The 22,915-nt window shown below is 59.0% G+C and carries 16 protein-coding genes and 4 pseudogenes; 10 read left to right on the top strand and 10 right to left on the bottom strand.

Annotated features, from left to right (window positions below; genetic code table 11):
* Window positions 1-96 precede the first annotated feature (96 nt).
* Window positions 97-866: pseudogene (locus ACQY76_RS02850) on the top strand (IS5 family transposase).
* On the opposite strand, the gene ACQY76_RS02845 reads toward ACQY76_RS02850, so the two are convergent.
* Window positions 825-1,796, bottom strand: coding sequence for a hypothetical protein (locus ACQY76_RS02845; protein ID WP_428031411.1), 972 nt, complete (start codon window positions 1,794-1,796; stop codon window positions 825-827). The pseudogene ACQY76_RS02850 and the gene ACQY76_RS02845 overlap by 42 nt on opposite strands.
* A gap of 304 nt (window positions 1,797-2,100) precedes the next feature.
* Here ACQY76_RS02845 and ACQY76_RS02840 point away from each other — a divergent pair, with 304 nt between their 5' ends.
* The 6 genes from ACQY76_RS02840 to ACQY76_RS02815 all read left to right on the top strand — a co-directional run bounded on the left by ACQY76_RS02840 (window position 2,101) and on the right by ACQY76_RS02815 (window position 9,321).
* Window positions 2,101-3,276 carry an HNH endonuclease gene (locus ACQY76_RS02840; protein WP_428031410.1) on the top strand — a complete coding sequence of 392 codons (1,176 nt, stop codon included), beginning with the start codon at window positions 2,101-2,103 and terminating at the stop codon, window positions 3,274-3,276.
* A gap of 417 nt (window positions 3,277-3,693) precedes the next feature.
* Window positions 3,694-4,170 carry a hypothetical protein gene (locus ACQY76_RS02835; protein WP_428031409.1) on the top strand — a complete coding sequence of 159 codons (477 nt, stop codon included), beginning with the start codon at window positions 3,694-3,696 and terminating at the stop codon, window positions 4,168-4,170.
* Between the two features lie 162 nt (window positions 4,171-4,332).
* The gene (locus tag ACQY76_RS02830) at window positions 4,333-5,571 is read left to right on the top strand and encodes a toll/interleukin-1 receptor domain-containing protein (RefSeq protein WP_428031408.1); all 1,239 of its coding nucleotides are present in this window, start codon (window positions 4,333-4,335) and stop codon (window positions 5,569-5,571) included.
* A gap of 463 nt (window positions 5,572-6,034) precedes the next feature.
* A complete protein-coding gene (locus tag ACQY76_RS02825) occupies window positions 6,035-6,799 on the top strand; it encodes a hypothetical protein (protein ID WP_428031407.1) in 765 nt (254 codons plus the stop codon).
* Window positions 6,800-6,817: 18 nt separating this feature from the next.
* Window positions 6,818-7,246, top strand: a complete 429-nt coding sequence (locus tag ACQY76_RS02820; RefSeq protein WP_428031406.1) for a hypothetical protein — start codon at window positions 6,818-6,820, stop codon at window positions 7,244-7,246.
* A gap of 584 nt (window positions 7,247-7,830) precedes the next feature.
* Window positions 7,831-9,321 carry a DUF2235 domain-containing protein gene (locus ACQY76_RS02815; RefSeq protein WP_428031405.1) on the top strand — a complete coding sequence of 497 codons (1,491 nt, stop codon included), beginning with the start codon at window positions 7,831-7,833 and terminating at the stop codon, window positions 9,319-9,321.
* Between the two features lie 404 nt (window positions 9,322-9,725).
* Here the strand turns inward: ACQY76_RS02815 and tnpC are convergent.
* Window positions 9,726-10,253, bottom strand: a pseudogene (gene tnpC, locus ACQY76_RS02810) (IS66 family transposase); the annotation flags it as partial.
* Between the two features lie 507 nt (window positions 10,254-10,760).
* Complete coding sequence (locus ACQY76_RS02805) at window positions 10,761-11,342, bottom strand: hypothetical protein (protein ID WP_428031404.1); 582 nt, start codon at window positions 11,340-11,342, stop codon at window positions 10,761-10,763.
* Window positions 11,343-11,496: 154 nt separating this feature from the next.
* Here ACQY76_RS02805 and ACQY76_RS02800 point away from each other — a divergent pair, with 154 nt between their 5' ends.
* Window positions 11,497-11,715, top strand: coding sequence for a hypothetical protein (locus tag ACQY76_RS02800; protein WP_428031403.1), 219 nt, complete (start codon window positions 11,497-11,499; stop codon window positions 11,713-11,715).
* A gap of 76 nt (window positions 11,716-11,791) precedes the next feature.
* Here ACQY76_RS02800 and ACQY76_RS02795 read toward each other — a convergent pair whose 3' ends face one another.
* Genes ACQY76_RS02795 through ACQY76_RS02785 form a run of 3 tightly spaced genes read right to left on the bottom strand, consistent with a single transcriptional unit; the run spans window position 11,792 to window position 16,455 of the window.
* Window positions 11,792-12,748: a hypothetical protein gene (locus ACQY76_RS02795; RefSeq protein WP_428031402.1), complete on the bottom strand. Its 957-nt coding sequence runs from the start codon at window positions 12,746-12,748 to the stop codon at window positions 11,792-11,794.
* A complete protein-coding gene (locus ACQY76_RS02790; protein ID WP_428031401.1) occupies window positions 12,745-15,051 on the bottom strand; it encodes an AAA family ATPase in 2,307 nt (768 codons plus the stop codon). Before ACQY76_RS02790 ends, ACQY76_RS02795 begins: the two co-directional genes overlap by 4 nt.
* A 3-nt stretch (window positions 15,052-15,054) precedes the next feature.
* On the bottom strand, window positions 15,055-16,455 hold the full coding sequence (locus ACQY76_RS02785; RefSeq protein WP_428031400.1) for a hypothetical protein: 1,401 nt from the start codon (window positions 16,453-16,455) through the stop codon (window positions 15,055-15,057).
* Between the two features lie 645 nt (window positions 16,456-17,100).
* Here ACQY76_RS02785 and ACQY76_RS02780 point away from each other — a divergent pair.
* Both ACQY76_RS02780 and ACQY76_RS02775 read left to right on the top strand, forming a co-directional pair.
* Window positions 17,101-18,135 carry a type IV secretory system conjugative DNA transfer family protein gene (locus ACQY76_RS02780; RefSeq protein ID WP_428031399.1) on the top strand — a complete coding sequence of 345 codons (1,035 nt, stop codon included), beginning with the start codon at window positions 17,101-17,103 and terminating at the stop codon, window positions 18,133-18,135.
* Between the two features lie 74 nt (window positions 18,136-18,209).
* Window positions 18,210-19,282: pseudogene (locus ACQY76_RS02775) on the top strand (IS3 family transposase); the annotation flags it as partial.
* Window positions 19,283-19,360: 78 nt separating this feature from the next.
* Here ACQY76_RS02775 and ACQY76_RS02770 read toward each other — a convergent pair.
* The 4 genes and pseudogenes from ACQY76_RS02770 to ACQY76_RS02755 all read right to left on the bottom strand — a co-directional run bounded on the left by ACQY76_RS02770 (window position 19,361) and on the right by ACQY76_RS02755 (window position 22,733).
* A complete protein-coding gene (locus ACQY76_RS02770; RefSeq protein ID WP_428031398.1) occupies window positions 19,361-20,236 on the bottom strand; it encodes a three-Cys-motif partner protein TcmP in 876 nt (291 codons plus the stop codon).
* Window positions 20,237-20,311: 75 nt separating this feature from the next.
* Window positions 20,312-20,758 (bottom strand): DUF488 family protein, encoded by a 447-nt coding sequence (locus ACQY76_RS02765; protein WP_428031397.1) that lies wholly within the window; start codon window positions 20,756-20,758, stop codon window positions 20,312-20,314.
* Window positions 20,755-21,405 (bottom strand): DUF488 family protein, encoded by a 651-nt coding sequence (locus ACQY76_RS02760; RefSeq protein ID WP_428031396.1) that lies wholly within the window; start codon window positions 21,403-21,405, stop codon window positions 20,755-20,757. The genes ACQY76_RS02765 and ACQY76_RS02760 overlap by 4 nt, the downstream gene beginning before the upstream one ends.
* Before the next feature lie 558 nt (window positions 21,406-21,963).
* A pseudogene (locus ACQY76_RS02755) lies at window positions 21,964-22,733 on the bottom strand (IS5 family transposase).
* Between the last annotated feature and the right edge of the window lie 182 nt (window positions 22,734-22,915).

Below are 22,915 nucleotides of genomic sequence, written 5' to 3'. Positions count from 1 at the left end.
GTCGGTCTGTCTGAGGCGTTGCGCTAGGTCACAGACCCATAAACGGGATTCCCTTTTGGGTCGGAGGCTGATTCATTTCTCCTGATGGAGGATGAGATGGCCCGCTTTGATCTAACGGATTTCGAGTGGTCGGTGATCCAGCCGCTTTTGCCGAACAAGCCGAGGGGCGTGCCTCGGGTGGACGACCGGCGCGTGCTGAACGGGATTTTCTGGCGACTTCGGACCGGGGCGCCGTGGGCCGACATTCCCGAGCGCTACGGCCCGCACACGACCTGCGTGAACCGCTTCAACCGCTGGCGCAAGGCGGGGGTCTGGGATCGGCTTCTGGAAGCGGTGTCAAAGGCTTACGATGGCGACATCCAGATGATCGATTCCTCCAGCATCCGCGTGCACCAGCACGCCGCCAACGCCCAAAAAAAGACGACCGATCCGGTTGCATGGGTCGCTCGCGGGGCGGCCTGACAACGAAGATCCATGCTCTGGTGGATGCCGAAGGCCTGCCGATCGCCCTGAAATTGACCGAGGGCCAGGCTCATGACGGACGCAGCGCCCGCGACATGCTCGGCGCGCTTGTCGATGGCCAGACCCTCCTGGCCGACCGCGCCTATGACAGCGACGAACTCCGGCAAAGCCTGCGCGAGCGAGGCGCATGGGCCAACATCAAGCCCATGCCGAACCGCAAGAACGTGCCAGCCTTCAGCCCCTTCTTGTATCGCTATCGCAACCTCGTCGAGCGCTTCTTCAACAAGATCAAGCACTACCGCGCCGTTGCGACCCGATACGACAAGCGACCTGACAATTTCCTCGCCGGCGTAAAACTCGCATCACTCAGAATATGGATGCGGTTTAATGAGTCGGTCGCCTAGCCCATCGGCCAGTTGCCGCATCGATTTCGCGAGCAACTGTTCTTCGGCCGCCGCCTTTACCGTATCGCGGGCGAGATCGTCGTTAAGGCGTGTGAGCCTTCCGTCCTCCGCTAGGGTGAGCGCTCCAAACGCTTCCATCTGGGCCAGATCGGTCTTCGCCGTCAGCGCACCCATCACGCGGCCGACCGGTGACATCGGACTCCATGTAGGCTGGCTGAAAATGCCGTCCTGTCTATTGCGGAGTTGGCTCTGCTGCGTGGTGAGGACTTCGCGCACCGCCTGGCAGGTGGCGGCGAGTTCGTCGGGGATGTCCAATCCCAGCGGACGGAACGCGACCTCGTTTTCGCCGCGCACATGGACAGTGGCACACTCACGGTCGAACACGCTGACCGCCGACAAGACCGGATGCGGCTTGCCATCATTGATCCAGACGATGGGATCTACCGCTGCCGCTCCGGCCATATAGGCGACCGTCGCTCCTGCGGGTGCGGCATGCGGTGCATCAAACTGGTTGGGAAGCAGGTCGCCGACGAAACGCGCACGGCACATCCGTTTCAGGATGCGGGCATAGCCGGATTTGCCGACGCCATTATCGCCGTACACGACGGTCAGCCCAGCCGGTGCAAACGGCAGCACCTGATCTGGAGCGAGGCGGTTGACACCTGTGACCCCCGCAATCGACACGATTGACACAGCAGCACCCGCGCCCGCGCCCTGGGGCAGGTGCGCAGCCGCAAGTGGAACGGCCTCCAGCGCAATGCCCTGTGCCCCACGTCCCTTAAGGCAAAGCCCTGCGAGCTGCACAACATCGTCCTGGCTGAGCTTGCCACGCTCGACGATGCGCCGAAGCGCGTCCTGTTGCCAAAGCGGGCGCCCGGCGGACCACTCCAGGATGATCTCGTAGGCGGTCTTCGGCACAGCAGCTGTCATGGCTCATTTCTCTTGCATGTGAGCCATGTTTACGCAAAACGCGGCGTCATTACATGATTATACTGGAGATCGATACCCCTGGCACGGAAAAAGCTCAGCTTCCGCGAGAGCCTGCGCGCAGAAGGAAATTCATGAACCGAGCGCATTCCTCACAGCCTGCCAATCGTGCTGGTTTGGCGTCAGCGCCTTGCAGTTTATCCATCCTCGCCCCGATGAGTGAGGGGCGCCGAACGCGCAAGCGGTTTCGAGCCAGCATCCGGCGCGCTATTGTATCAGGATGCCATTACGCTCCAGATGGTGACGAATGACGCCAACCGATTGCATTCTTTGCAAAGAGACGATCACCGGGCAGTCAATGCCGGAGCATGTGCTGCTGAACGCACTTGGTGGCCGGACGACTGTCAGAGACATCCTCTGCCCGCGCTGTAACCATGAGATGGGCATCGGTCCGGATGCTGCGCTGGCGAAATCAACCGAGTTTATCCGCAGCATCTGCGACTTCAGGGCCGGCGACGGCGGTAGGGCAGCAATGATCACCGGCCTGAGCCAAGGCGACACGCGGTTCGACCTCGCGCCCGGGATGAGGGCTCGCCCCAGGGCGCCCAAGCCTCTCGACGTCACCATCGACGAGAACGGCATTTCCGTCAGCATCGAGGCTTACTCGGAAAAGGAGGCTGACAGACTGGTGACGGGCGCGGCGACGAAGATTGCCAAGCATCTCGGCCACACGGATGCGCGCGTGATTGAAGCCATTAAGCAGGACCTGCTCAAGGACAAGCGTACCCAGTACAAGCCGGCCCCGCCCATCAAACAGCAGAGCGACTTCGGCTGCGATGCATCGCAGCGGTCGATGGCAAAGGCCTGCCTGGTGCTTTGGGCGAAGCTGTGTGGCAACGTCGAAGTCAACGGCGAACGGTTCGACGCGATCAGAGCATTCATACGAAGGGCTACACGGGGGCCGGATGACACCGACTTCATAACGCTCGACACGCGGGCCCATCCCGAAGCCCCGGCTGAGTTTTCGCGACACCCGATCTTCATCTGGGTCGGCAGCGACGCTGACGGGAAGGTCTACGGGTATTTCCGCCTGTATGGCGCTGTTGGTTGGCGCTTCCGCCTGTGCAGCGCAGGAGGGCGGCCCGATCAAAGCTTATGCCTGGTCTCGAACCCCTTCGATAACAGGGTCTACGACATCCTCAAGGGAGCAGAGAACTTCGTCGACCCTACATGGATATGGGAGATGGCCGCCGCAACAGAGATCGACGGCGCAGTCATGCGGCAGTTGAGCGAGTTGGTCGCACTTGCCACAGAGCGCGCGCACGAGCGGTGGTCAACAGACCTGGTGGAAGAAACCTTTGGCGGGATTGACGATAAGGACGGTGAGCTTTCCAGGGAGCAGGTGGACACGTTCGTGAAGCGCTTCACGGCAGCGGTGCTTGCTCGCCATCTGCAAACGGCGATCGACATTGACGATGTGTAGCAAGAGAGCGGTCAGTAGGTCTCGACACCTGCGGTGCTTCGCTCGAGGGTCATATGTCAGACAAAAATTCGCCGCTTCGCCCAAGGCGAAGCGGCGGTCGCGCGGGCTTGAAGTGACCGACTTACTGCTAAGTCGGTCTGCCCGCGCGTAAGGCCGGTCCCGACGCCCCCGGGTCATCCCTACGGCTGACCAGAACGGGGCTATCCGCTGTACGAGCGGATCTGGGACTGGCCGCCCGCCCGGTGAGGCGGCCAAGTTTGAGTTGCTGGTCGAGCGGATCGTTCGGCGTCATGGTCGGCCGCCTATCGCGCGCAAAGAGCGGATGCCAAAATAGTCTCCATGTGTGCCGGCTTGAAGTATACTGCCGATACACACCCAGCGGCCTTGCCAGGAATGGGCAGTAAGCGGGCACTGCCGATGTACCTCAGCGACCTACAGAGGATTGAGATTGCGCTTCCCGCGTGGATCCTTATCGGTGCCATCACGTCAAAGACAGTTGACCTCGGGGTACACCGCGACGAAGCGCTGGAACTGCTGCGCGTGGCTGCACGCGAGCCGCTGGGAGATCTTTCCAGTGATCGGTCCACCAAAGTCATCGGACGTGTCCGGCGGTTACACCAGACAGCTTTGGCGAGCGTGGCGGCCGGGCCGGCAAAGGCAGAAGAGACGGGTCTTCTCGTATTCTACTGGATCAAGATGCTGGTTGAATCAGAGTATCTGATCTTTTCCGAGGGGTCCTCGATCGACAGGGCGCTACGGCATTTCATTCTGGCCCTGCAAAGCATGCCGATGACCATGGCGACCGAGCTTGCGTCACATAGCCAGGCGAGAGCATTTTTATCCCGCCTTCAGGCTCTTGGTTATTACACCGGCTTGGATGCGGATGCCGCCTGACCTGGGCGGGCGAACGAGCGATGCCATGCTCTTTCAGCGCGCCATTGAGCTCGGCGCCCCGGTCCGGCCCCATTGACGTTGCGCGAATCCCGGAACAAAACAGGATCGAACAAAGGCGCTTTCTGTGGGAAAGTCCGGCCAGACGAGCTGCGGGATGGCAACATGTTCGAGTTTCGGCGGGGCGGACGCAAGGTTACGGCTAAAGAGATGCTCAGTGGCCTCATGGAGGACGCGGTAGAGCTCGCCTTGAGCGAAGCCATGGATGAGTTTCACACGCGGGCGGCAGCAGTGGTGGATCCGGAGACGGGCAAGCATCCCGCCGTGTTTGTCCGCCGCACCGGCCCGGAAACGTTCGTGGTCTCAACGAGCGGATCGCCCACCTTTGCCCGCGCGCTTGAAGAGCGGCTCGATCTTTCCCCTGGAGAAGTACGCCACATGTCTGAACCAGCCGACCGTCCCAGACTGGTCTATCTTGCGCATGCGACAGAAGACAAGGAGCTGGTGTTGCCAATTGCGCAGGGGCTGATGAAGCGTGGCATCCGGGTCTGGTACGACGACTGGGAGATTGGCTATGGAGATAGCCTGCGGCGCAAGATGGAACAGGGCTTGGGCGAGTGCACCCACTTCGTTGTGCTGCTAACGCCCACCTCCATTGAAAAGCCCTGGGTTCAGGAGGAAGTCGACGCAGGGCTCGTGGCGGCGGTTGGGGGTACCGCGCATTTCATTGCGCTAAGGCACGAATTGCCCGTGAGTGCACTCTCGCCCTTCCTGCGGACGCGCCACTCCCCGACGTTCCTACCAGGCGACGAAAGCCTCGACGAGCTGGCCGGCGCCATCTACGGCGTCAGCAAAAAGCCGCCGCTTGGCGATAAACCGCGCTACGTCCAGGAGCACCAGCACGGCTCAAGCTGGTCGGCGTCTGCACGGGCGGTGGCTGAGTATTTCGTTCGTGGAAGCCAGCAAGCACACATCATGGACCCGCAGAGCTCGTACACCCAGATCCAGGAAGAGACGGGTCTGCCTATGATGGACGTCCGGATTGGCGTGCTCGATCTCGCAGGGTCCGGACTCTTGGAGAGGCGGGAGTTCTGGGGCGGGGACAGCACCATCTGGCCCAAGCCTGAGCTCTTCGTCACCTTTGATGCCGACTTCATGCCCTGGAACCCCGCCGAAGACGCCCGGAGCCTCGCGGAGGCCCTGTTTAATCTAGAGGCAACCCGTGCTGACGCGGAGCCCGTCGCGATAGCGCTGGGATGGGAGCCCAGGCGCTTCAATTCCGCGGCGGCGTATCTTGTGGGAGCAAAGGTGGTTCAGCCGGTCGAGTATATGGGCGCTGGCAATTATTGGCCCCCGTCTTTCCGGCTCGGCGACGAGCTCATGCGCTTTGTGCGGAGTGTCTGACGCGTCCCGGCTCCACGAATGAAGCGGGCCATCTTTAAGCACCCGGCCACGGTCAACGTGCCGCAACGTTTTCACAGCAGGCAGTCAACTGTGTCGTGACGGCAACAGCCTAAGAGCATCGAACGCAGACACATTTATTTGATTGCCCCAATAATCAGGTGATGGTCACCTAGCCCTCATAAGATGCAGGTGCCCCGATTATCGTGACGCGCAATGCGCGGCGCGCGTACGGCCCTGTACGGTGCGTACTTCAGTGCCCTCTTCACTCATAGCGTCGCATCGTCAGTCGTTTTCGCTGCACGAGGTGACTTTAATCAAGTGAACCTTCCAGCAAATGCGAGGAAGTATGAAACGCATGCGTGCGGCCGTATTGGCCTTTTATTGCCTTGGGTTGGCTGGGTGTGGAACTTATGTTCCAAGTACGCGAGAGTGGCCAGACACATCGGACTTGGCCGAGAGCACGATGATTACCACGATCATCCGGAGCGTTGCGTGCGAGCTGAGTTATACGATTACCCAGGTTATCGAGAACGATCGCCGTCAGGCCTCCGACAGGCTAACCAAGGCTGCGTATGCAGAATTTCTGAAGGATTGGGGCGTTCAGGCAGCTCTCAATCTGACCATTGTCGAGCGATCTTCGTTGAACCCGACGGTCTTGCTCACACCGGCAACGCCGGCATCATCGTTGTTTACCCTGTCCGGAGGCGTCTCGGGCTCAGCCGAGGCCACGCGACTGCAAAAGACAAACGTCTTCTATACGGTCAAAGATCTCTACAGGCCCGGCCTGTTCTCGGTAGAGTCCAAGGAAAGAGGCTGTCGGGATCCGAGTGGCAACAAGGAAGGCTCGCTCCTCGTCGACAGTGACCTCCGGCTCTCATCGCTACTGGAAGGACGTATCGGTGCGACCGTCCTGAATTTTGCGGCGAGTCCGGGCGCGCCAGTGCCGATCAATGGCCAAAGCAACGTTATATCGCAGACCGTGCAGTTCAAGATTGTGACCTCCGGCGGGATAACGCCGACGTGGACGCTCGTGCGCGCAGTCGTCAATCCGACCGGAACCTTCGCCAGCGCAGGCCGCGACCGTACACATGAGCTGGTCCTGACGTTCGGCCCAGTTGACCGATCCTACGCGGGCCGGCCCGCCGGGCTGACCTATCTGGCAGAACAGACGCACCTCTTCACACAGTTGCAGACTGGGCTACAGCGCGTCGTGATCCCGCTTCAGTAAGCGAAAAGGAGAGTAGACATGAAGAAACCGAAGGACGTTGACGCAGAAAAGGTCAGAACGCCCTCGAAGAAGAAGACGGTGGCGCCCGGCGCGAATAATGAGTCGGATGGTATCAGCAAATCGGCGGAGCAGGATTCACTGGAGCCCCACGAGCAACACCTGCGCGCCGTTGCGAGCGATCTCTCGGAAGGTCTGGGCGATGACGAGGCCATTACCCAACTGATGCTCCACTGCGCCGCAGTACTCGCTTTCAGACGATCGGAACGTGCGACCGTGACGCCTTACGCATTCAATACGCTCGCGCCGGCAAGCCGGGCCGCGGCTCCCCTGGGCCGGTGCTACAGGAGCGTTGCCGGCGAGGATAGGGTTCAGATTTGGGCTAACGGCTTCGCTGTCAAAACGATGCCGCTGGACGAGGCCAGGCGTCTTTATCCATCCTGCGGATAGAGAGCGGAGCCTCACCCCGTGCGGTCCGCCTGAGGAGATGCTCGGGTCATCACCGCGGCTGACCTGATCGTGGTCTGGCGCGGGAGGGTTACTGACAGGGCCTCACGGATTCCGAAGCGGCAGCCCGATCGCAGTCCTCCAGCTACCCACAAGACCTGTAGGTGTATCGAACAGTGGCTGTGCCGTTCGGAAAATACATGCGGCTTACGAGGTAGATGATCCGCGGATCGACCTTCCATATCTCGACGTACTCGCTTGTGGAGACCCCGATTGTGGTCGGGCAGACGATGTGAGCCTGGGCCGTCGACGCCATAGGGGGGGGCCAGAGGACCGGTCTGGCGGCTTGCCGCGCTGCCGCGCCCCTTGAGCAGGTGATAGACCTCAACGTCTTTCGGCAGCGCCACATCGCATGAGCCGCCGGCTTTACATGACATCCAATACCCTGCAACCTTCCATGGAAGTAGTAGCCGGATTCGCGTGAAATTTACCTCACGGCCTCTGCCGAACCGGTGTGGGCCCAGCCCGCTAGACAATTTTGCCCATTGCCGGCGATCAAACGACGAGCTACGGGCCCGGAGGTTTGAATGGTTGACACTGTGCCCGCCAAAGATACGGCTGACGAAAAGGGCACGGCACCGCGCAATATTGTGGTGTTCTCTGACGGAACAGGCCAAGCAGGCGGCATTCTCGTCGATGAGGCGCGCAGCAACGTTTACAAGCTGTTTCGTGCAACGCGGTGCGGCCCGGATACCGCGATCGATCCGGACAAGCAGATCGCGTTCTATGATCCTGGACTTGGCTCCGCTCTCGCGGGCGAAGGCATCAGGATCGGCGTGGCGCGCAAGGTCTATAACGCCCTTAGCAGCGCGACCGGCTTGGGCATCTCACGCAACATCATCGACTGCTACGCAGCGCTGATCCAGTTGTGGCGGCCCGGAGACCGGATATTCCTGTTTGGCTTCAGCCGCGGCGCCTACACGGTCCGCTGCCTCGGTGGGGTCCTCGGTCTCTGCGGTATCCCGACGAAAATGCCCGACGGCAGCGCGCTGCTTAGAGACCCTGTGACCTGCCGCGGAATCGCCAAGGAGGCCATTGGCCGCGTGTATTCCCGTGGCAGCGGTATCGACGATCATGGGCAGGAAAAGGACAAAGCGCGGAAAGCGCGTCTTGGCGAACAGCGCCAGGCTCTCGGTGCTCAGTTTCGGGAGCAGTATGGCTCGCAGGCTCCAGAAGGCTCAAATGCAGTTCCCTACTTTATAGGAGTCTGGGATACGGTGGCAGCCGTTGGGCTCAGTGCGCCCGCCATGGCAGTGGTGAAGTGGGCCACCCCCGGGCTCGCAATCGTGGCCTCATTCATCATGGGTTGGATTGCGGCACCTGTCGGCAATGTGGCGTTCTGGGTATGGTTCGCTGGAACACTTGCGACGCTCGGCATTGTCGGGCTGGCGACGTATGTCGCTCTGAGGATCAAGTTCGTGACGGACCTCCCAGGCGTTCGCACTTGGGACACGATGCATCTCATGAGCCTGCGCATGTCATTCTTCGATAGAAGCCTGAACAAGCGTGTCCGCTACGCACGCCACGCCCTTGCCATCGATGAGGCCCGCGCGGACTTTGACCGGGTTCCCTGGGTTACAGACGTCGGCGCGAGCCAGCACGATCTTGACGATACCAGCTGGTTTCAGCAGGTATGGTTTGCCGGCAACCACTCTGACATCGGCGGCAGCTATCCAGAAAACGAGTCCCGTCTTTCCGACATCGCACTTGAATGGATGGCGAAGGAAGCCCGGACGGCCGGCCTACTCGTCGATGAACACTATCTGCGACCCGCAGGACGCGCTCTGGGACCCCAGCATGATGAGTGCAGGATGGGCGTTCCGATCCTCTGGTGGCGATACATCTGGCGAAAGCAGACCCGGGAAATCAAGGACAATGCGGTGCTCCACGAGACAGTGCTCGAGCGCTTTCAGGCAACGCATATCGTTGGCGTAGACCAGGACTGCGCGTACCGCCCTGACAATCTGCGGACACATGCGCAATGCCGCACGTTCTACGCGACATCTGACTGCGCCTGAGACGTTAGCTTCAGACAGGAAGCAGTGCCTAGATGCTAAGACTTTGACGCGCGCGGCGTCACCTTCAAGCCCTGAGGATGCACACTCTCGGCTTTATCCGAGCAACAGCGAAAGTGCGAAAGTTTCAGGTTGCTGGCTTCAAGATCGCGTTTGCAGGCGCCATAGATCGACAGCCGCTTCGCACTGCCCCAGCGTGCGGGCCGCGCTCTAAAGTCTGCATTCATAGACCGACCATGCTGCTCAACGAACAGGGGCCTGGCCGGCTTGGACCCATCTTCAGAGGCCGCTCGCTCAACCCAACGCGTATCCCAGCAAACGATGACATCTGACCGGCGCTTGTCCCAGTAAAGATGTAAGCGTCGTCCTCAGGCCACGTTACTGAGGGTGGGGTTGGCGGGATAGGCCTATGGCATGAGCTCATCGATGCGGCTGTTGGGGTGGCCCTCGACGATGCGGGTGATGATGTCCGTGAGATAGGCCTGGGGATCGATGCCGTTCAGCTTGGCTGTCTCGACGAGCGAGGCGATGACGGCCCAGTGCTCGGCACCGCCGTCGGAGCCGGCGAACAGGGCGTTCTTCCGGGTCAGGGCCAGGGGGCGGATGGATCGCTCGACGATGTTGTTGTCGAGTTCAATACGCCCGTCGTCGAGGAAGAGGCCAAGCCCCGCCCAGCGAGAGAGCGCGTAGCGGATCGCTTCGGCGAGCTTGGTCTTCTGGCTGATCAAGGCGAGCTTCTGCCGTAGCCATGGCTCGAGGGCGTCGATGATCGGTTTGCTCCTTTGCTGCCGTGCGTCCCGGCGCTCCTCCGGGGTGCGGCCACGGATATCAGCCTCGACGCGATAGAGTTCGGCGATGCGTAGCAGGGCTTCACTGGCGATCGGTGCGGGGCCGGTCTGGGCCAACTCGTAGAAGCGCCGCCGAACATCCAACCACCGCTACCGGCGAGCAGCAGCAAAACAACTGTCACCAGCGGATATCTGATCCAGGGACGTGTGCCGGCGTGCGACCCCCGGCCAGCTCGGCCGGACTGTCGGATGGGCGCGGTCACCTTTGGTGCTTTCGCATGGTTTGCGACTTCGGCTGTTGCCGGGCGTTTTGTCGGCCAGGCGATCTCTTGCGAGAACCCGAGCGCCGGCAGCTCAACCTGTCGCGTTATTGCGCCAGGGCGTGTCGCTTGGCGACCCGGACGCCATGGCTTCGCTCGGTCTGCTAATCAAGGCTGGGGAGGTGCGCGCATTACCCGGTGAGAGGTACCAGGTGCTCCTGCAAAACGCTGCAAGCCTCGGACATCCGGGCGCCCTGGCGGCCCTCAACGATCCGCGACCAAATGTTCGCAACTTCCTGTTTGCCATCTTTGGCCGATAACCGATGCTTGGGCGGGCGTCCTTCGCGCCAAGCCTCGTTTCCTGACGTCGTTGCCGGAATGCGGAATATCGAGGCTAAGCGCTGCGTGCGGCGCCTTCGGGAGATGCGCCGGCAAGACGATCGGCTACAGGACCGGCCGCGATATAGTGGAGGATCACTTCCTCTTCGGTCACTTCAATCAGCATGCGAAGTCCGTCGAAACGGCACTGATAGAGATTTCCGAGCGGACCGGCCTTCAGCCGGTTCAGAAAGTAAGGAGGCAGCCGCCGCTTGATGAGCACGACGTCGGGTGCGCGAATAAGCTGGATCGCCTGCTGCAGGCGCGTCAGGAGCGCCCGCTGCGCCTTCGCCGTCAGTGCACCCCGATCGGCAGCAGCCAGCACGCCGCTGGCCTGCGAGACCACAGTGGCACCAAGCTGGCTATCCAGTGCATCGTTCCGCACCCACCCGTGCCGGGCCAACGTCTTGTATATGCGCATGGCTTGGGTCTTCGTGAGACGCTGCGAAGGGCAACGCCGAGCCTTCGGGTCGTAGCGCTCCTGGACGGACTTGAGGCCAACGAACACGAGCTCGGAAGCGCGGCGCTCCTCCGCATCCTCGATGCCCGCTATGCACGTCGGGTACTCCGAGACCTGCGTCGTTCGGCCGGTAACCATGCGACCCTCCTATGCGGTTAGCCGATAGCCGCTTAGTCATCCCCACAAAAACCCCACGATTATTGTGGACTCATACGGTCGACCGTGTCAAGTTGGCAGTGCGACTGTGTCGGCACTTGCCGCGCGGAGATCTGTAACATTTCGGAGTGCACTCATGCCCAACATGACCTTGGAGTATGATAAGGACACGGAGGAGCTGCTTGAAGATTTGAAGCTTTTCTTCGGTGTCAAAACCAAGACCGCGGTCATTCGTCGTTCTCTGGCTCTCGCCAAACTCGCGAAGCGCAAGGCAAATCCGGAGGACAAGACTGTGGTTATGGCGCGATCGAAAGCCACGGATGCCGACGCGGAAACGTTTGCATTGGCGGGTTGATGCGTGGAATGGGGAGGCTCGACACCTCCCCCTTCTCCGCTTGGGCTTTCAGGCCATCTAGCTGCCGGCCTGCGCGCTAAAGGATACCTTCGATTTCATCTGCCTTGGATGCGAGCCACGCTTTGGCGGTGGCGGAATAGGCGCGACTTGGATGGGTCGATTGCTGAAGTTCGGCGAGTAGCCGTTCAGCGAGGACGTCGACGGCTTGCCTCGCCCGGACCAGTTGCGGATGGGAGCCTGGTACCCCTGCAAGATCTTCAGCTAGTTCTTTAAGATCAATCACCATATTTGTCATAAATGCCAACCGCCTTACGAGCTCCGTGCGGGCTTGGACAAGGCCAATTCTGTTCAGCCCGTACTGATGTATGGATGTCGTTCCCTTGAGGCTGAGGCCGCCAGGGCCGACGTAGGCCGGGGGGCCTGCCAGCGGTTTGGCAGTTATCAGGGACACCACCCGATCGCCCACGAAGCGATATGCGAGATGGTCGGCAGGATCGTCTTCACAAGGGTTGATCAGCAGGGCCATTTCGGCGTCATAAGCATCGTGACGTGTTTTTGCCCGCACTCCGCCCACAGCCAGAGGAAAGCTGTCTTTCTTGCCGCTGGTCATCGTTACGCTTTTGGCAAACGCGAGTGAACCGTCCAGAAGCTTGACCTGGCTTTCGTTGCCGTCTGGCGTGATTTGCCTCCGCTTACGGTTGCAATCTATGCAACTCGGCAGGAGATTTTCCCAGGCCATCGCGATCCACCAGTACCCGCGATGCTCTTTATCACCTTCAACAGCCCCTTTTGGCCTGTAATGTTCGACATCCATCGGAGCGCTATTTGCATAGAACGTTTCGCAATAGGCGCATTTCCCATGAAATAGGCCTTCAAGCGCCGCGTGTACCTCGTCATGCTTATAGGCTGAGAACTTGAATGACCCTTCTGATGGTGCGGGGCCTTCGAAATGCTTGGTTGCGTTTTCGAGTTCCTTTGCTCCTCGGGTCTGGAGGGCATCCGGACCTTTAGCTGTGCGACTAACCTTCCTCATATGGCACCACGCAACGCATCTACGATGTCGCGACGGGTCTTTTCCTTGAGCCTGGAGAGCTTCTCTCGAGTAGTCTGACGCTGCTCAGCGAGAAAGATCGCCAGCGCCTTCTGGATAAGTCTTTTGGCTTCGTTGTCTCCAATCGGAAGATCGGACACCAACTGGTTGAGATATGCCCCAACCTGAGGATCTTCTGTGAAATGAACGCCGCGCGCCAGTTTATCCTGGATCTCCGCGAGGCGCCGCTCCTCATCAGCATTCGCCGTTGAGCGCAGTTGAAAGAAGTCGGCCGTCAGCAACTGGCCTATGGTCCAGTGGCTGCTGTCGGGCAGATCGGTCACCGGCTGTGTGAATACCGGCATGGACGTTTGAGCATGTAGGCCAGGAATGCGCTCCAGCACGAGAACCTCGCCCTTTTTCATGCCGCGCAGGCACAGGGGGTCGTGGGATGTCGCGATGAATGTCATTTGCGGCAGGGCGCGTCTAAGGCCCGTCATGATGGCCATCTTCCAGCGAGGATGGAGGTGAGCCTCGACTTCATCGATAAGAACGATGCCACGGGCGGTTTCGAACGTCTGAAATCCAGGATTAAGCCGCCGATCCATGAGACCGTGCATGATGTCGCACACCATGGCCAGAATGGCGCGAGATCCCGAAGAAACGAGGCTCAATGGGGTTTTACGCAGGGTGGGCTCAACAGCACCCGGAGCAGTGACCGCCTCCACGATGGAAACACCGTCGGCGCTGCGCTCAAGGACGTCGATATTGGCATCGATCGCAAAGACCGTATGCAGCGCCCTGGCGGCCATCTGGAACTGCGCATCGTTCAGTTTCAGGAGCCAGCCTTCAGGATTGGAGAGCAGTTCGTTCGAGTGAAACATGTTCCGAACGTAGCGATGTGGGGCGTACCGCCGCTCTGCGTCGAGAAACTGACGAAACGCTCCATAGGCAAAAAGCGGAATGGAGTGGACTGGCTGCGATTCCTGAAAGTCGCGGGGGATGTGAGCTCGTCGGCTTTCATCTGTGGTGGGGGCGATGCGGAGTGTCTGCTCGCGACCATCATCAAATGTCAGCGTTATTTCCGCCGACGTCGGAGGTTCAACAGCGCGTGCGCCGAGGTAGAAGGGATTGAGGACGAGCTGTCCCGCCTTCAAGCCAAGGTTGGCGCGCAGATCGGCGCCCATCATGGCAATCGCGATCGCCTCGAGGATGGTGCTCTTGCCGGCGGCATTCTCTCCGAGGATAAGAAGTGCTGGCGCTTCCCGGCCCCCTCCATAGTCCGGGGTTGGGAGGATAACGTCGACCTTTTCGAGCGACTTGAAGTTGCGGATGGAAAGGCGGGTCGGACTACGCATGACGTCGTGTGCAGGCCGACGCGGAGAGGATCCTGCGGATGCCTTCGCAAATGACGGGCCCTCATAGCGAGAAAAGTCACGCGCATGCTGTAGCCTGGTAGGCCAATCATCCAGACCTCTGAGTTTACTTACCATTTGCCGAATATTATTAGTCGGCTTAATACGCAGCGCCGTGGACAGGATTTCTCGCAGATGCAGAAACCAGGCGCCTGAATAGGCCCCGCGACTCAGGTTGGAGGGGGAATGGTCGTATTCAATCCGGCGCTCCAGGGCGTCGAATAATTCCTCCAGATTGGCATTGAAAACCAGCTGACGCGCGGAGGTGAGCTCGTCGCGATCCAGCTTGAAATGAGCAATGGTTGCGCGGCCCCGGCGCTCGCCCTTATAGGCATGAACCTGCCCTTCGGCATCAAACCGAAGATGCCGCCACAGCTTCTCATCGTAACACGGATCAACGAAGAGCGAGCTTTCTTGAAGTGGGTACCGGGGCCAACGGCCGTCATTACGCTTGAGGTACTCGAGCAGAACATCGCGATCGGGCAGTGGGCTCCGAGCGCCGTTGATGACGGGAAAGCGGAAGGGGTCATCGGGAAGGCAGCCGTGGCAGATGGGATAGAGGTTCTGCGCGGCCTCAGCGAGCCAAACGTAATACAGGTGTGCCGTAGCAGGGTCGTTGATTGGACTCGCACCGGTCGAGGGCCTGAAGCGGTGGATCAGGAGCCGTTCAAGCGGAGACTCGCAAAAGGCGCAGCAATTATTGAAAAGCTGCCCGACAGCCGCCCGGATGTCGTCCTCCTCAGTCGCAGCGAAGGTACTGGAGCTGCGCGATTGCGATAGGTGGACTTCGTCCTTCAAGAAGAGCTCCAGGAGCGCTTCTCGGCTTTCGCGTGCCGCGCTCGAGGCGAACGACGGCACGGGTTGCATGCCGTCCCGACCGACAAAACGCATAGGCTAGTTCTCCCTGGTGAGGTCATTTGCGTTTATTTCAGCGGCGTCAGCCTGCTCGGCCCACAGGGCGGCGTCGCGCTGCACGCCGGAAAGGTTCAGCGCGTTGCGCAGCGCGAGGATGGCCGCGGGTACGGGGTCATTTTCAGAGCCGCGCCAATAGTCGAGGTGCCTAAACCCTGGAGGAGAGCCGATGGGGAGACGAACATCAAGAACGCCTCGTCCAAAGAGGTGTCGAACGGGACCTGAAATGATGTCTCCGAAAAGAATGAAAGCGTGGGAATAGTAAAGGTTCGTCCAGACCACGGGTGCGAAGACAGCGCCGTGATGCGGGCGCCGCACATCGCTCGCCACTGGATAGGAAAACCGACCGTACGCCCGGGCTTCCTCCAAGGCGGGGGGGCATATCGGGATCTCGCGCCTTGAGATACGTTTACGGAGATCTTCCGCGTTCCGTCCGATCAGGATATCCGCTTTGCTTAGCGGACTGCCGAGCGTCACCAGGTCGCTTACAATCCAGATGGGCATTTCGGCGTTTGCCAGCGCTGCAGCATAGCTGCGCTGAGCGTCGCGATAGCGAGACCGTAAGGCACCTACCTCCGCGTCTGACGCTCCTTCGAGGTTCAAAGCAGCCTGCTCGACGTTGGCGAGCGCGGCCATGGTCATACCTTCTGCGGCATGAACTTTTGCGAGTCGGTCCCCCTCAAGACGCGTCCATGCGAAATTGAGGATGTCATGCGCAATCACCGATCCGAGACTGTGACCGACGAGGACAATTCGGTCATAGGCACCTGAGGCAGTGAGCTTCTCGATCAGTGCAACCCCTTCCGCACGGATGTGTTGCCTCACATCGACATTGTCAGGCTCGGGGCTAAGGTACCTGGCGGCATCGCCCGCGTGCGGCAGCACCATCGCGTTGACGAAGAACGCCCCCGCGGCGCTCAGTACAGAGGCAGCCAGGAGCAGCCAGGGCGGCAGTCCAAGCCACGCGGCAGCCTCCGGCACCGCTGCGAGCAGAGCGACACCTACGGCTAAAGCGAGCAGCATCAGCCCCAGGGCCCATACAGGCCGCAGGTCTGGCGGGACCGCCGATGATGGCCGAATGAACAGGCCAAGCGTCCAGCGGACAAGTCCACCCAAGGTATGTCCCTGCATCCGGTGTGCCCAGTAATACTCAAAGAAGTCAAAGCGCCTTCTGTCCCCTGTTGCTGCCTCGCGCGTGGTGACGCGCCGCAGCTCGAACGAGCCGCTTAGCAACTCGGGTTTCGACCAGGTTTCATTCCGCGTGTGATGGACCAGCGCGCTGTCATTTACCCATGCGGCCTCGACGAAGCCCCAGAGAGTATCCATCGGACGCTGCTCTCCGATACCATGGATGAGAATAACGGCGGTCTTGCGTTTGCTCACGAGTAAATCCGGATGGAGATGGCGGGGAATTCCGTTTAGGCGGGCCAAAGGCACGTTCTTAACAGGTGTATATTGGCGATGAGCGGGGAAACGTGTCAAACGGATATCGGTTATGCTTGAGCGAGCTCCACAAGCAGCCGTGGAGCTCGTATCGAACAGGCTCACGCATCGGGTATGGCGACCAGTTAATGGGGGATAGCTAGTCGCCGGCTCAGGCGAGAAAGAATGGATCCGGCTGACGATGTCCCTTACCGGACGAACGCCGGATGGCTCGAGGTCCGACCTCTGTCGTCGGACGATAAAAGCCAGTCAGGCGCAAGTGCAGACTGCTACCGTGAGCATTATGTTTCTGCACTTTCGGTCGTTTCGTTTCGTCAATAGCTTATCCGGGATGGGATTATTTTAGAACTCTGCGTGTTTCTCTGGCGCATCGTGCGCCTCGCGCTGCGCGTGCTGTTCTGGTTGCTGCGGACAATATATCGCGCGTTGCGATGGTCTCAACGTCCAAGAGCGGGCTCCGCCCATGGGACCGCGCGGTTTGCGACGCGCTGGGAAATATGGCGGGCCGGACTGTCGCGGGGAATCGGGCCTGTCATCGGCAAAATGCCTTTAGGCCCTTTGGCCCGCTTCACTCAGGACGGGCTCATGATGGTTTTTGCCGCGACAGGCGCCGGCAAAGGCATCGGCATTGTCATCCCCACGCTGCTGGACTACCCGGGATCTATCCTAGTGACAGACCCGAAAGGCGAGAACTACGCCATCACAGCTGCATATCGCCGTCAGGTCGGAACCGTCCGGATGATGAACCCGGCCGATCTCGTCCTTTCCGACCGGTGGAATCCCATGGACATCATCCGCGCGAAGACAGGGCTGGAGGCGGATGACGCCAAAGCCCTGGCCAAGCTCATGATCAAGCCGGATGCGCGTGAGGCACATTGGGACGATAAGGCGGCCTCGCTTCTGACGGCACTGATCCTCCATACCCTTCGCGCACCGCCCGAGCTGCGTCATCTCGGACATGTCCGCCGCCTCTCGGTCGGTGGCATTGAGGCAATGCGGGACACCCTCGAGGAGATCGTCCGCGACGGATCCGTCGCCGCCGCGGAGATCGCTTCCGGTTTCCTTGGCCAGATCCCGCAAAAGCCCACGACTAAGGCTGGCGAGTTCGAGAGTGTGCTTTCCAACGTGCAGAAGGCGACGGAACCCTGGTCTTCCGGCTCGGCCGCTGGGCAGTTGTCCCGTCGGTCAACGTTTGCGCTGTCGGACCTTGTAAGCGAGGTCACCACGCTCTTCCTCTGCGTCGATGAAGAGCTGCTGCCCGTTTATGACCGATGGCTGCGGGTGATGACAGGATGTGTGATTGCCCAGATCATGCGCTCCAAGCACCAGCCGCGCAGGTATCCGAAGGTCCTTCTGTTACTTGATGAGGTGGCGGTTCTGGGGCCACTCGAAAGCCTCGAGCGGCAGGCGGGCTTGCTCCGCGCCTATTGCACTCCCGTGCTCATCTGGCAGGCCGAGGGGCAGCGTGCCCGCAAGATGGGGATCAAACATCTCCAGCCATCGCAGGGCCTGACTGGCGTCAAGCGCATCGAGATAGTTCATGCCGTGAACCGATTTCGCAGTCGGACCGCCTCTCGTCGCCGGACCGGGATGACGGAGTGCGACAATTGCGCCTCGTGATCTGATTGATCTTGACCTGAGACCCCGATCCTCCTCCAGATTTGAGTAGAGTCCGTCGATCACGGAGACGGACGATGCGAGCCTCACGGTTCACGGAAGAGCAGATCATCGGCATGCTGAAGGAGCAGGAGGCGGGGGCGAAGACCGCTGACGTGTGCCGCAAGCACGGCATCTCCTCGGCGACCTTCTACAAGTTCAAGGCAAAGTATGGCGGCATGGACGTGTCGGATGCCCGCCGGCTGAAGGCGCTTGAGGATGAGAACGCCCGCCTGAAGAAGCTGCTCGCCGAGCAGATGCTGGACAACGCTATCCTGAAGGATGTCGCCTCAAAAAAATGGTGACGCTCGATGTGAGGCGTAAAGCCGTGGCCCATGCCTGTGCCGAGCACGGGGTGAGCCAGCGTCGGGCGTGCAAGGCATTGAGCTTCGATCGCACCAGTATGCGCTATCGAAGCGTCCGTCCTGACGATGCGGCCCTGCGCGACGCCATGAAAGCCGTGGCCGGCGAGCGCCGCCGCTTCGGCTACCGACGGATCCACGTCATGCTGCGGCGTCAGGGCATCGTGATGAACCAGAAGAAGCTGCGCCGGCTGTATCGAGAGGAAAAGCTCCAGGTGCGTCGGCGAGGTGGTCGCAAACGGGCGCTTGGCACAAGACGGCCTATGCTGGTGCCGGATCGGGTCAACCTTCGCTGGAGTCTCGATTTCGTGTCGGACGCCTTCACGGACGGCCGCCGCTTCCGGGTGCTGGCCGTTGTCGACGACTTCAGCCGGGAGTGCCTGGCACTGGTCGTCGACACCTCGCTCTCCGGCCTTCGAGTGACGCGCGAGCTGGACGAGATCATGGCTGTTCGGGGCAAGCCTTCAACCATCGTGTCGGACAATGGCACTGAACTAACCTCGATGGCGGTGCTCAAATGGTGCCAGCAGACCGGCGTCGAATGGCATTACATCGCGCCCGGCAAGCCCACGCAGAACGGCTTCGTCGAGAGCTTCAACGGCCGCTTCCGGGACGAATGTTTGAACGAGACACTGTTCTCGCACCTGCCCCAGGCTCGCGCCGCTATCGCCTCATGGAAGGAGGACTACAATGTGAACCGTCCCCATTCAGCTCTCGGCAATCGATCCCCTGCCGAGTTCGCGGCAACAATCGCACTGGAAACCGAGGCCGCATGAGGCCACAAATCAACCCTCGGACTCTCTCTTAAGCCGGAGGAGAAATGGGTCTCAGGTCACTATGCGTGTCGCGAGCTTGACCGCATTTGAGTTCGGATTGGACACAGCGAAGAATAGGGACGCGATCGGGTGTCCCCTGCCATTGTAGATGCGCATCGGTGAAAGAACGGCTCCCTTGAAGATCGCCTTGAGCCGATCACCGATGAACGCCTCAATCGCATTCACGTCCGCGGTTCTCACCGCCGTGGCGGGATCATCGAACAGCGTGGTAGGGCCGTTTGGTGTCCCATACCACGCCTTCCTCCATTCGTCCGTTCCGAGAGTGCGAGTGAGGCGCTCTGCCTTGTCCGCCGTCAGGGCGATTATTTCGCGTGGCGCCTGCCGATAGAGCCCCATCAAAGGGAAGAAGTACCAGACATCGATCGATCGGGTTTTTGCGACAGCCTCGACGGTCGACCACTCCACTTCCATCCCATACGGATCGAGAAACAGCACTCCGCGCATCCCCTTCGGAATGGCTGATGAGCCTCTCCATGGAAGACGTGTACAGAGACGCCTCACGGCGTCGTTGGCTTCGCCCTGATGGCACTCGATCTTTCGACTGGGATACAGCCGTTTCAGAGCTTCCAATGCTGCGTGGCGCTCACGATCGGCCTCGATGAGCACGAGAACATCGAAGGGTGGGTCGACATCGAGGGCGATCCGCGCCGAGCCGGGAACTGAGACGACTTGAGGTTCGGCATGCTTGTCGCCGAAAAGCGGAAGGGCTGGTAGAACCTCGGCACGACCGCCCGAACCAGCAAATGCATCGATATAGACGCGGACGAACCCCTGGTCTTTGAGCGCGATCGAGAAGGCTGTGAGATATGCTCGCAGCCTATCGAGCTTGTCGTCGGTATGTGCTCCACCAAAATGATGGTCGACCATTCACCCGCCTCACTGCAATAATATATAACCAAGTTTTAATAAAAATAAGAAAACAGATAATTATAAAATATCCATTTAAATGTGCTTAATATCAATTACGCCTCCCCATTTGTCATTCAGAAATTCACACACAAGTCGCCTATGACAATGATCTGGGGTCGCTTCTGAGCATAATAGGCATACACCATCTAAATTTCCTGGTTTTATGCGCTCATGTATCCTTCTTTGTTCCATAAGTTCTAGAAATCGTCCCTGGTAAACACCCCAACTTCCTTTGTTTTTCTTATACTCCTTCAACATATCATCCGTAGGGGCAAGCAAAGGAACATGAAGGTACTTAATTTTTCCTAATCTAAGAAGGAAAAATCTAAGATCGTCCTCCTTAGCAAATCCAGACAACTGAGACGTATTGTGAAGTCTGACATCTATAACTTTTCTGACGCCAGCATCATTCAATCGCGAAAAAAAACTCCGCGCACTTGTCTGGGTGAATCCAATCGTACAAACATGTATTGAACTCATTCGTTGCACGCCTGTGGTTCGACATCGCCAGGCTCAGCAAACGCAACCTTTTTGCTTCGACTACGATACGCTTCAACAAGCCGATCCGACCTAGTTGAAAATAAATCATCAACTGCTCTTCCTTCAATATCCAGCAATCGACCCTCTATCTCCGAATGATCTACGATTGACCCGTTACTCATTATATGTCCTATATTTTTTCCTATCTCAGCAAGAGCGCGAGATACCAGAAGGCATCTATGACAATCCAATGGGTCTTGCTCAGAGCACATGAGTGTAATGCGATGCTTCTGCATGCCTATCTTTAATCGTTCAATTCCTTTCTTGAATAAATTTGTCCCCGCCATAGCCTCGTAATCGGCAACTCCGTCGCAAAAAAGAGAGGACTGACTTGGACGCCCCCCAAGTTCAGCACCTAAGAATACATAAGATATTCGATGAGCAAGAAGAGTTTTCTTTAATTCCGGCCGCGAAAAGTGAGGAGCGTAACGCGAAAACGGTGATGATCTGACATCCGCGATTGCGTTGGTCTGGCAATTAGAAATCATCTCCAGAAATCTATCCAAAGAATGTGTAGAATGGCCAACAGAAAATATATCAAATTTTTCTTTCATAACATATTCTCGACTAGCGCTTGAATAATCCATTCAACATTAGATAGAATTTACCATTGAATGGCCTAGCAATACCAATTCTCACGTGCACATCTCCAAAACTACCTTGAAGCTCATTCATCTTTTTGACTCCGACGTCTCGCCAACGGAGCCTCAAGCGGTATGAACTCACAGGAAGATCATAGCATTCACTGCTAACGGAAAACCTGCATCTCAATTTTGGCTTCTGTGGGTCGAACGTGTCCTCATAGAAGGAGAATGCCGATGCAGAGCCCCGAACGGCTCCTAACGAAGAGCAGCCCGAGCCGGGGTAAACCCAAGGACTGCGCTTCACATTAAGGCCGGGAGTGCATTGGAGAAGCCCAGAAAAGATATTTGAAATAGTAGTACTCTCCGTATTTCTGAATATATCACTCCAGTTCTGCGGTCTCTGATACGATTTTATCGAATTTTCGTTTATGAACGTGTCTTCAGATGCATGCGGATAGGCACGATTATTCGGCGTTTTGACTTCGTCAAAGGTCACAATACGCCTAGACCAGAACGAACGATGACCAATATATCCTAACGTCCAATTCAGGCCGCTGCTCGTTAGGCGACCGACTCATTAAACCGCATCCATATTCTGAGTGATGCGAGTTTTACGCCGGCGAGGAAATTGTCAGGTCGCTTGTCGTATCGGGTCGCAACGGCGCGGTAGTGCTTGATCTTGTTGAAGAAGCGCTCGACGAGGTTGCGATAGCGATACAAGAAGGGGCTGAAGGCTGGCACGTTCTTGCGGTTCGGCATGGGCTTGATGTTGGCCCATGCGCCTCGCTCGCGCAGGCTTTGCCGGAGTTCGTCGCTGTCATAGGCGCGGTCGGCCAGGAGGGTCTGGCCATCGACAAGCGCGCCGAGCATGTCGCGGGCGCTGCGTCCGTCATGAGCCTGGCCCTCGGTCAATTTCAGGGCGATCGGCAGGCCTTCGGCATCCACCAGAGCATGGATCTTCGTTGTCAGGCCGCCCCGCGAGCGACCCATGCAACCGGATCGGTCGTCTTTTTTTGGGCGTTGGCGGCGTGCTGGTGCACGCGGATGCTGGAGGAATCGATCATCTGGATGTCGCCATCGTAAGCCTTTGACACCGCTTCCAGAAGCCGATCCCAGACCCCCGCCTTGCGCCAGCGGTTGAAGCGGTTCACGCAGGTCGTGTGCGGGCCGTAGCGCTCGGGAATGTCGGCCCACGGCGCCCCGGTCCGAAGTCGCCAGAAAATCCCGTTCAGCACGCGCCGGTCGTCCACCCGAGGCACGCCCCTCGGCTTGTTCGGCAAAAGCGGCTGGATCACCGACCACTCGAAATCCGTTAGATCAAAGCGGGCCATCTCATCCTCCATCAGGAGAAATGAATCAGCCTCCGACCCAAAAGGGAATCCCGTTTATGGGTCTGTGACCTAGAGGTCGGACCATCCGGTTCTGATCAAGGTCCCAACCAGCTACACAAAAATTGCCGGCATGCATCTCTGTCAGGTCCGTAACGATAATCGTTCTCACGTCCACGCCTCCA

It is taken from the genome of Ancylobacter sp. (genome assembly GCF_965279025.1).
GTDB lineage: Bacteria > Pseudomonadota > Alphaproteobacteria > Rhizobiales > Xanthobacteraceae > Ancylobacter.
The sequence above is the reverse complement of the archived record's forward strand: the minus strand, read 5'-3'. Positions and strand labels throughout refer to the sequence as shown.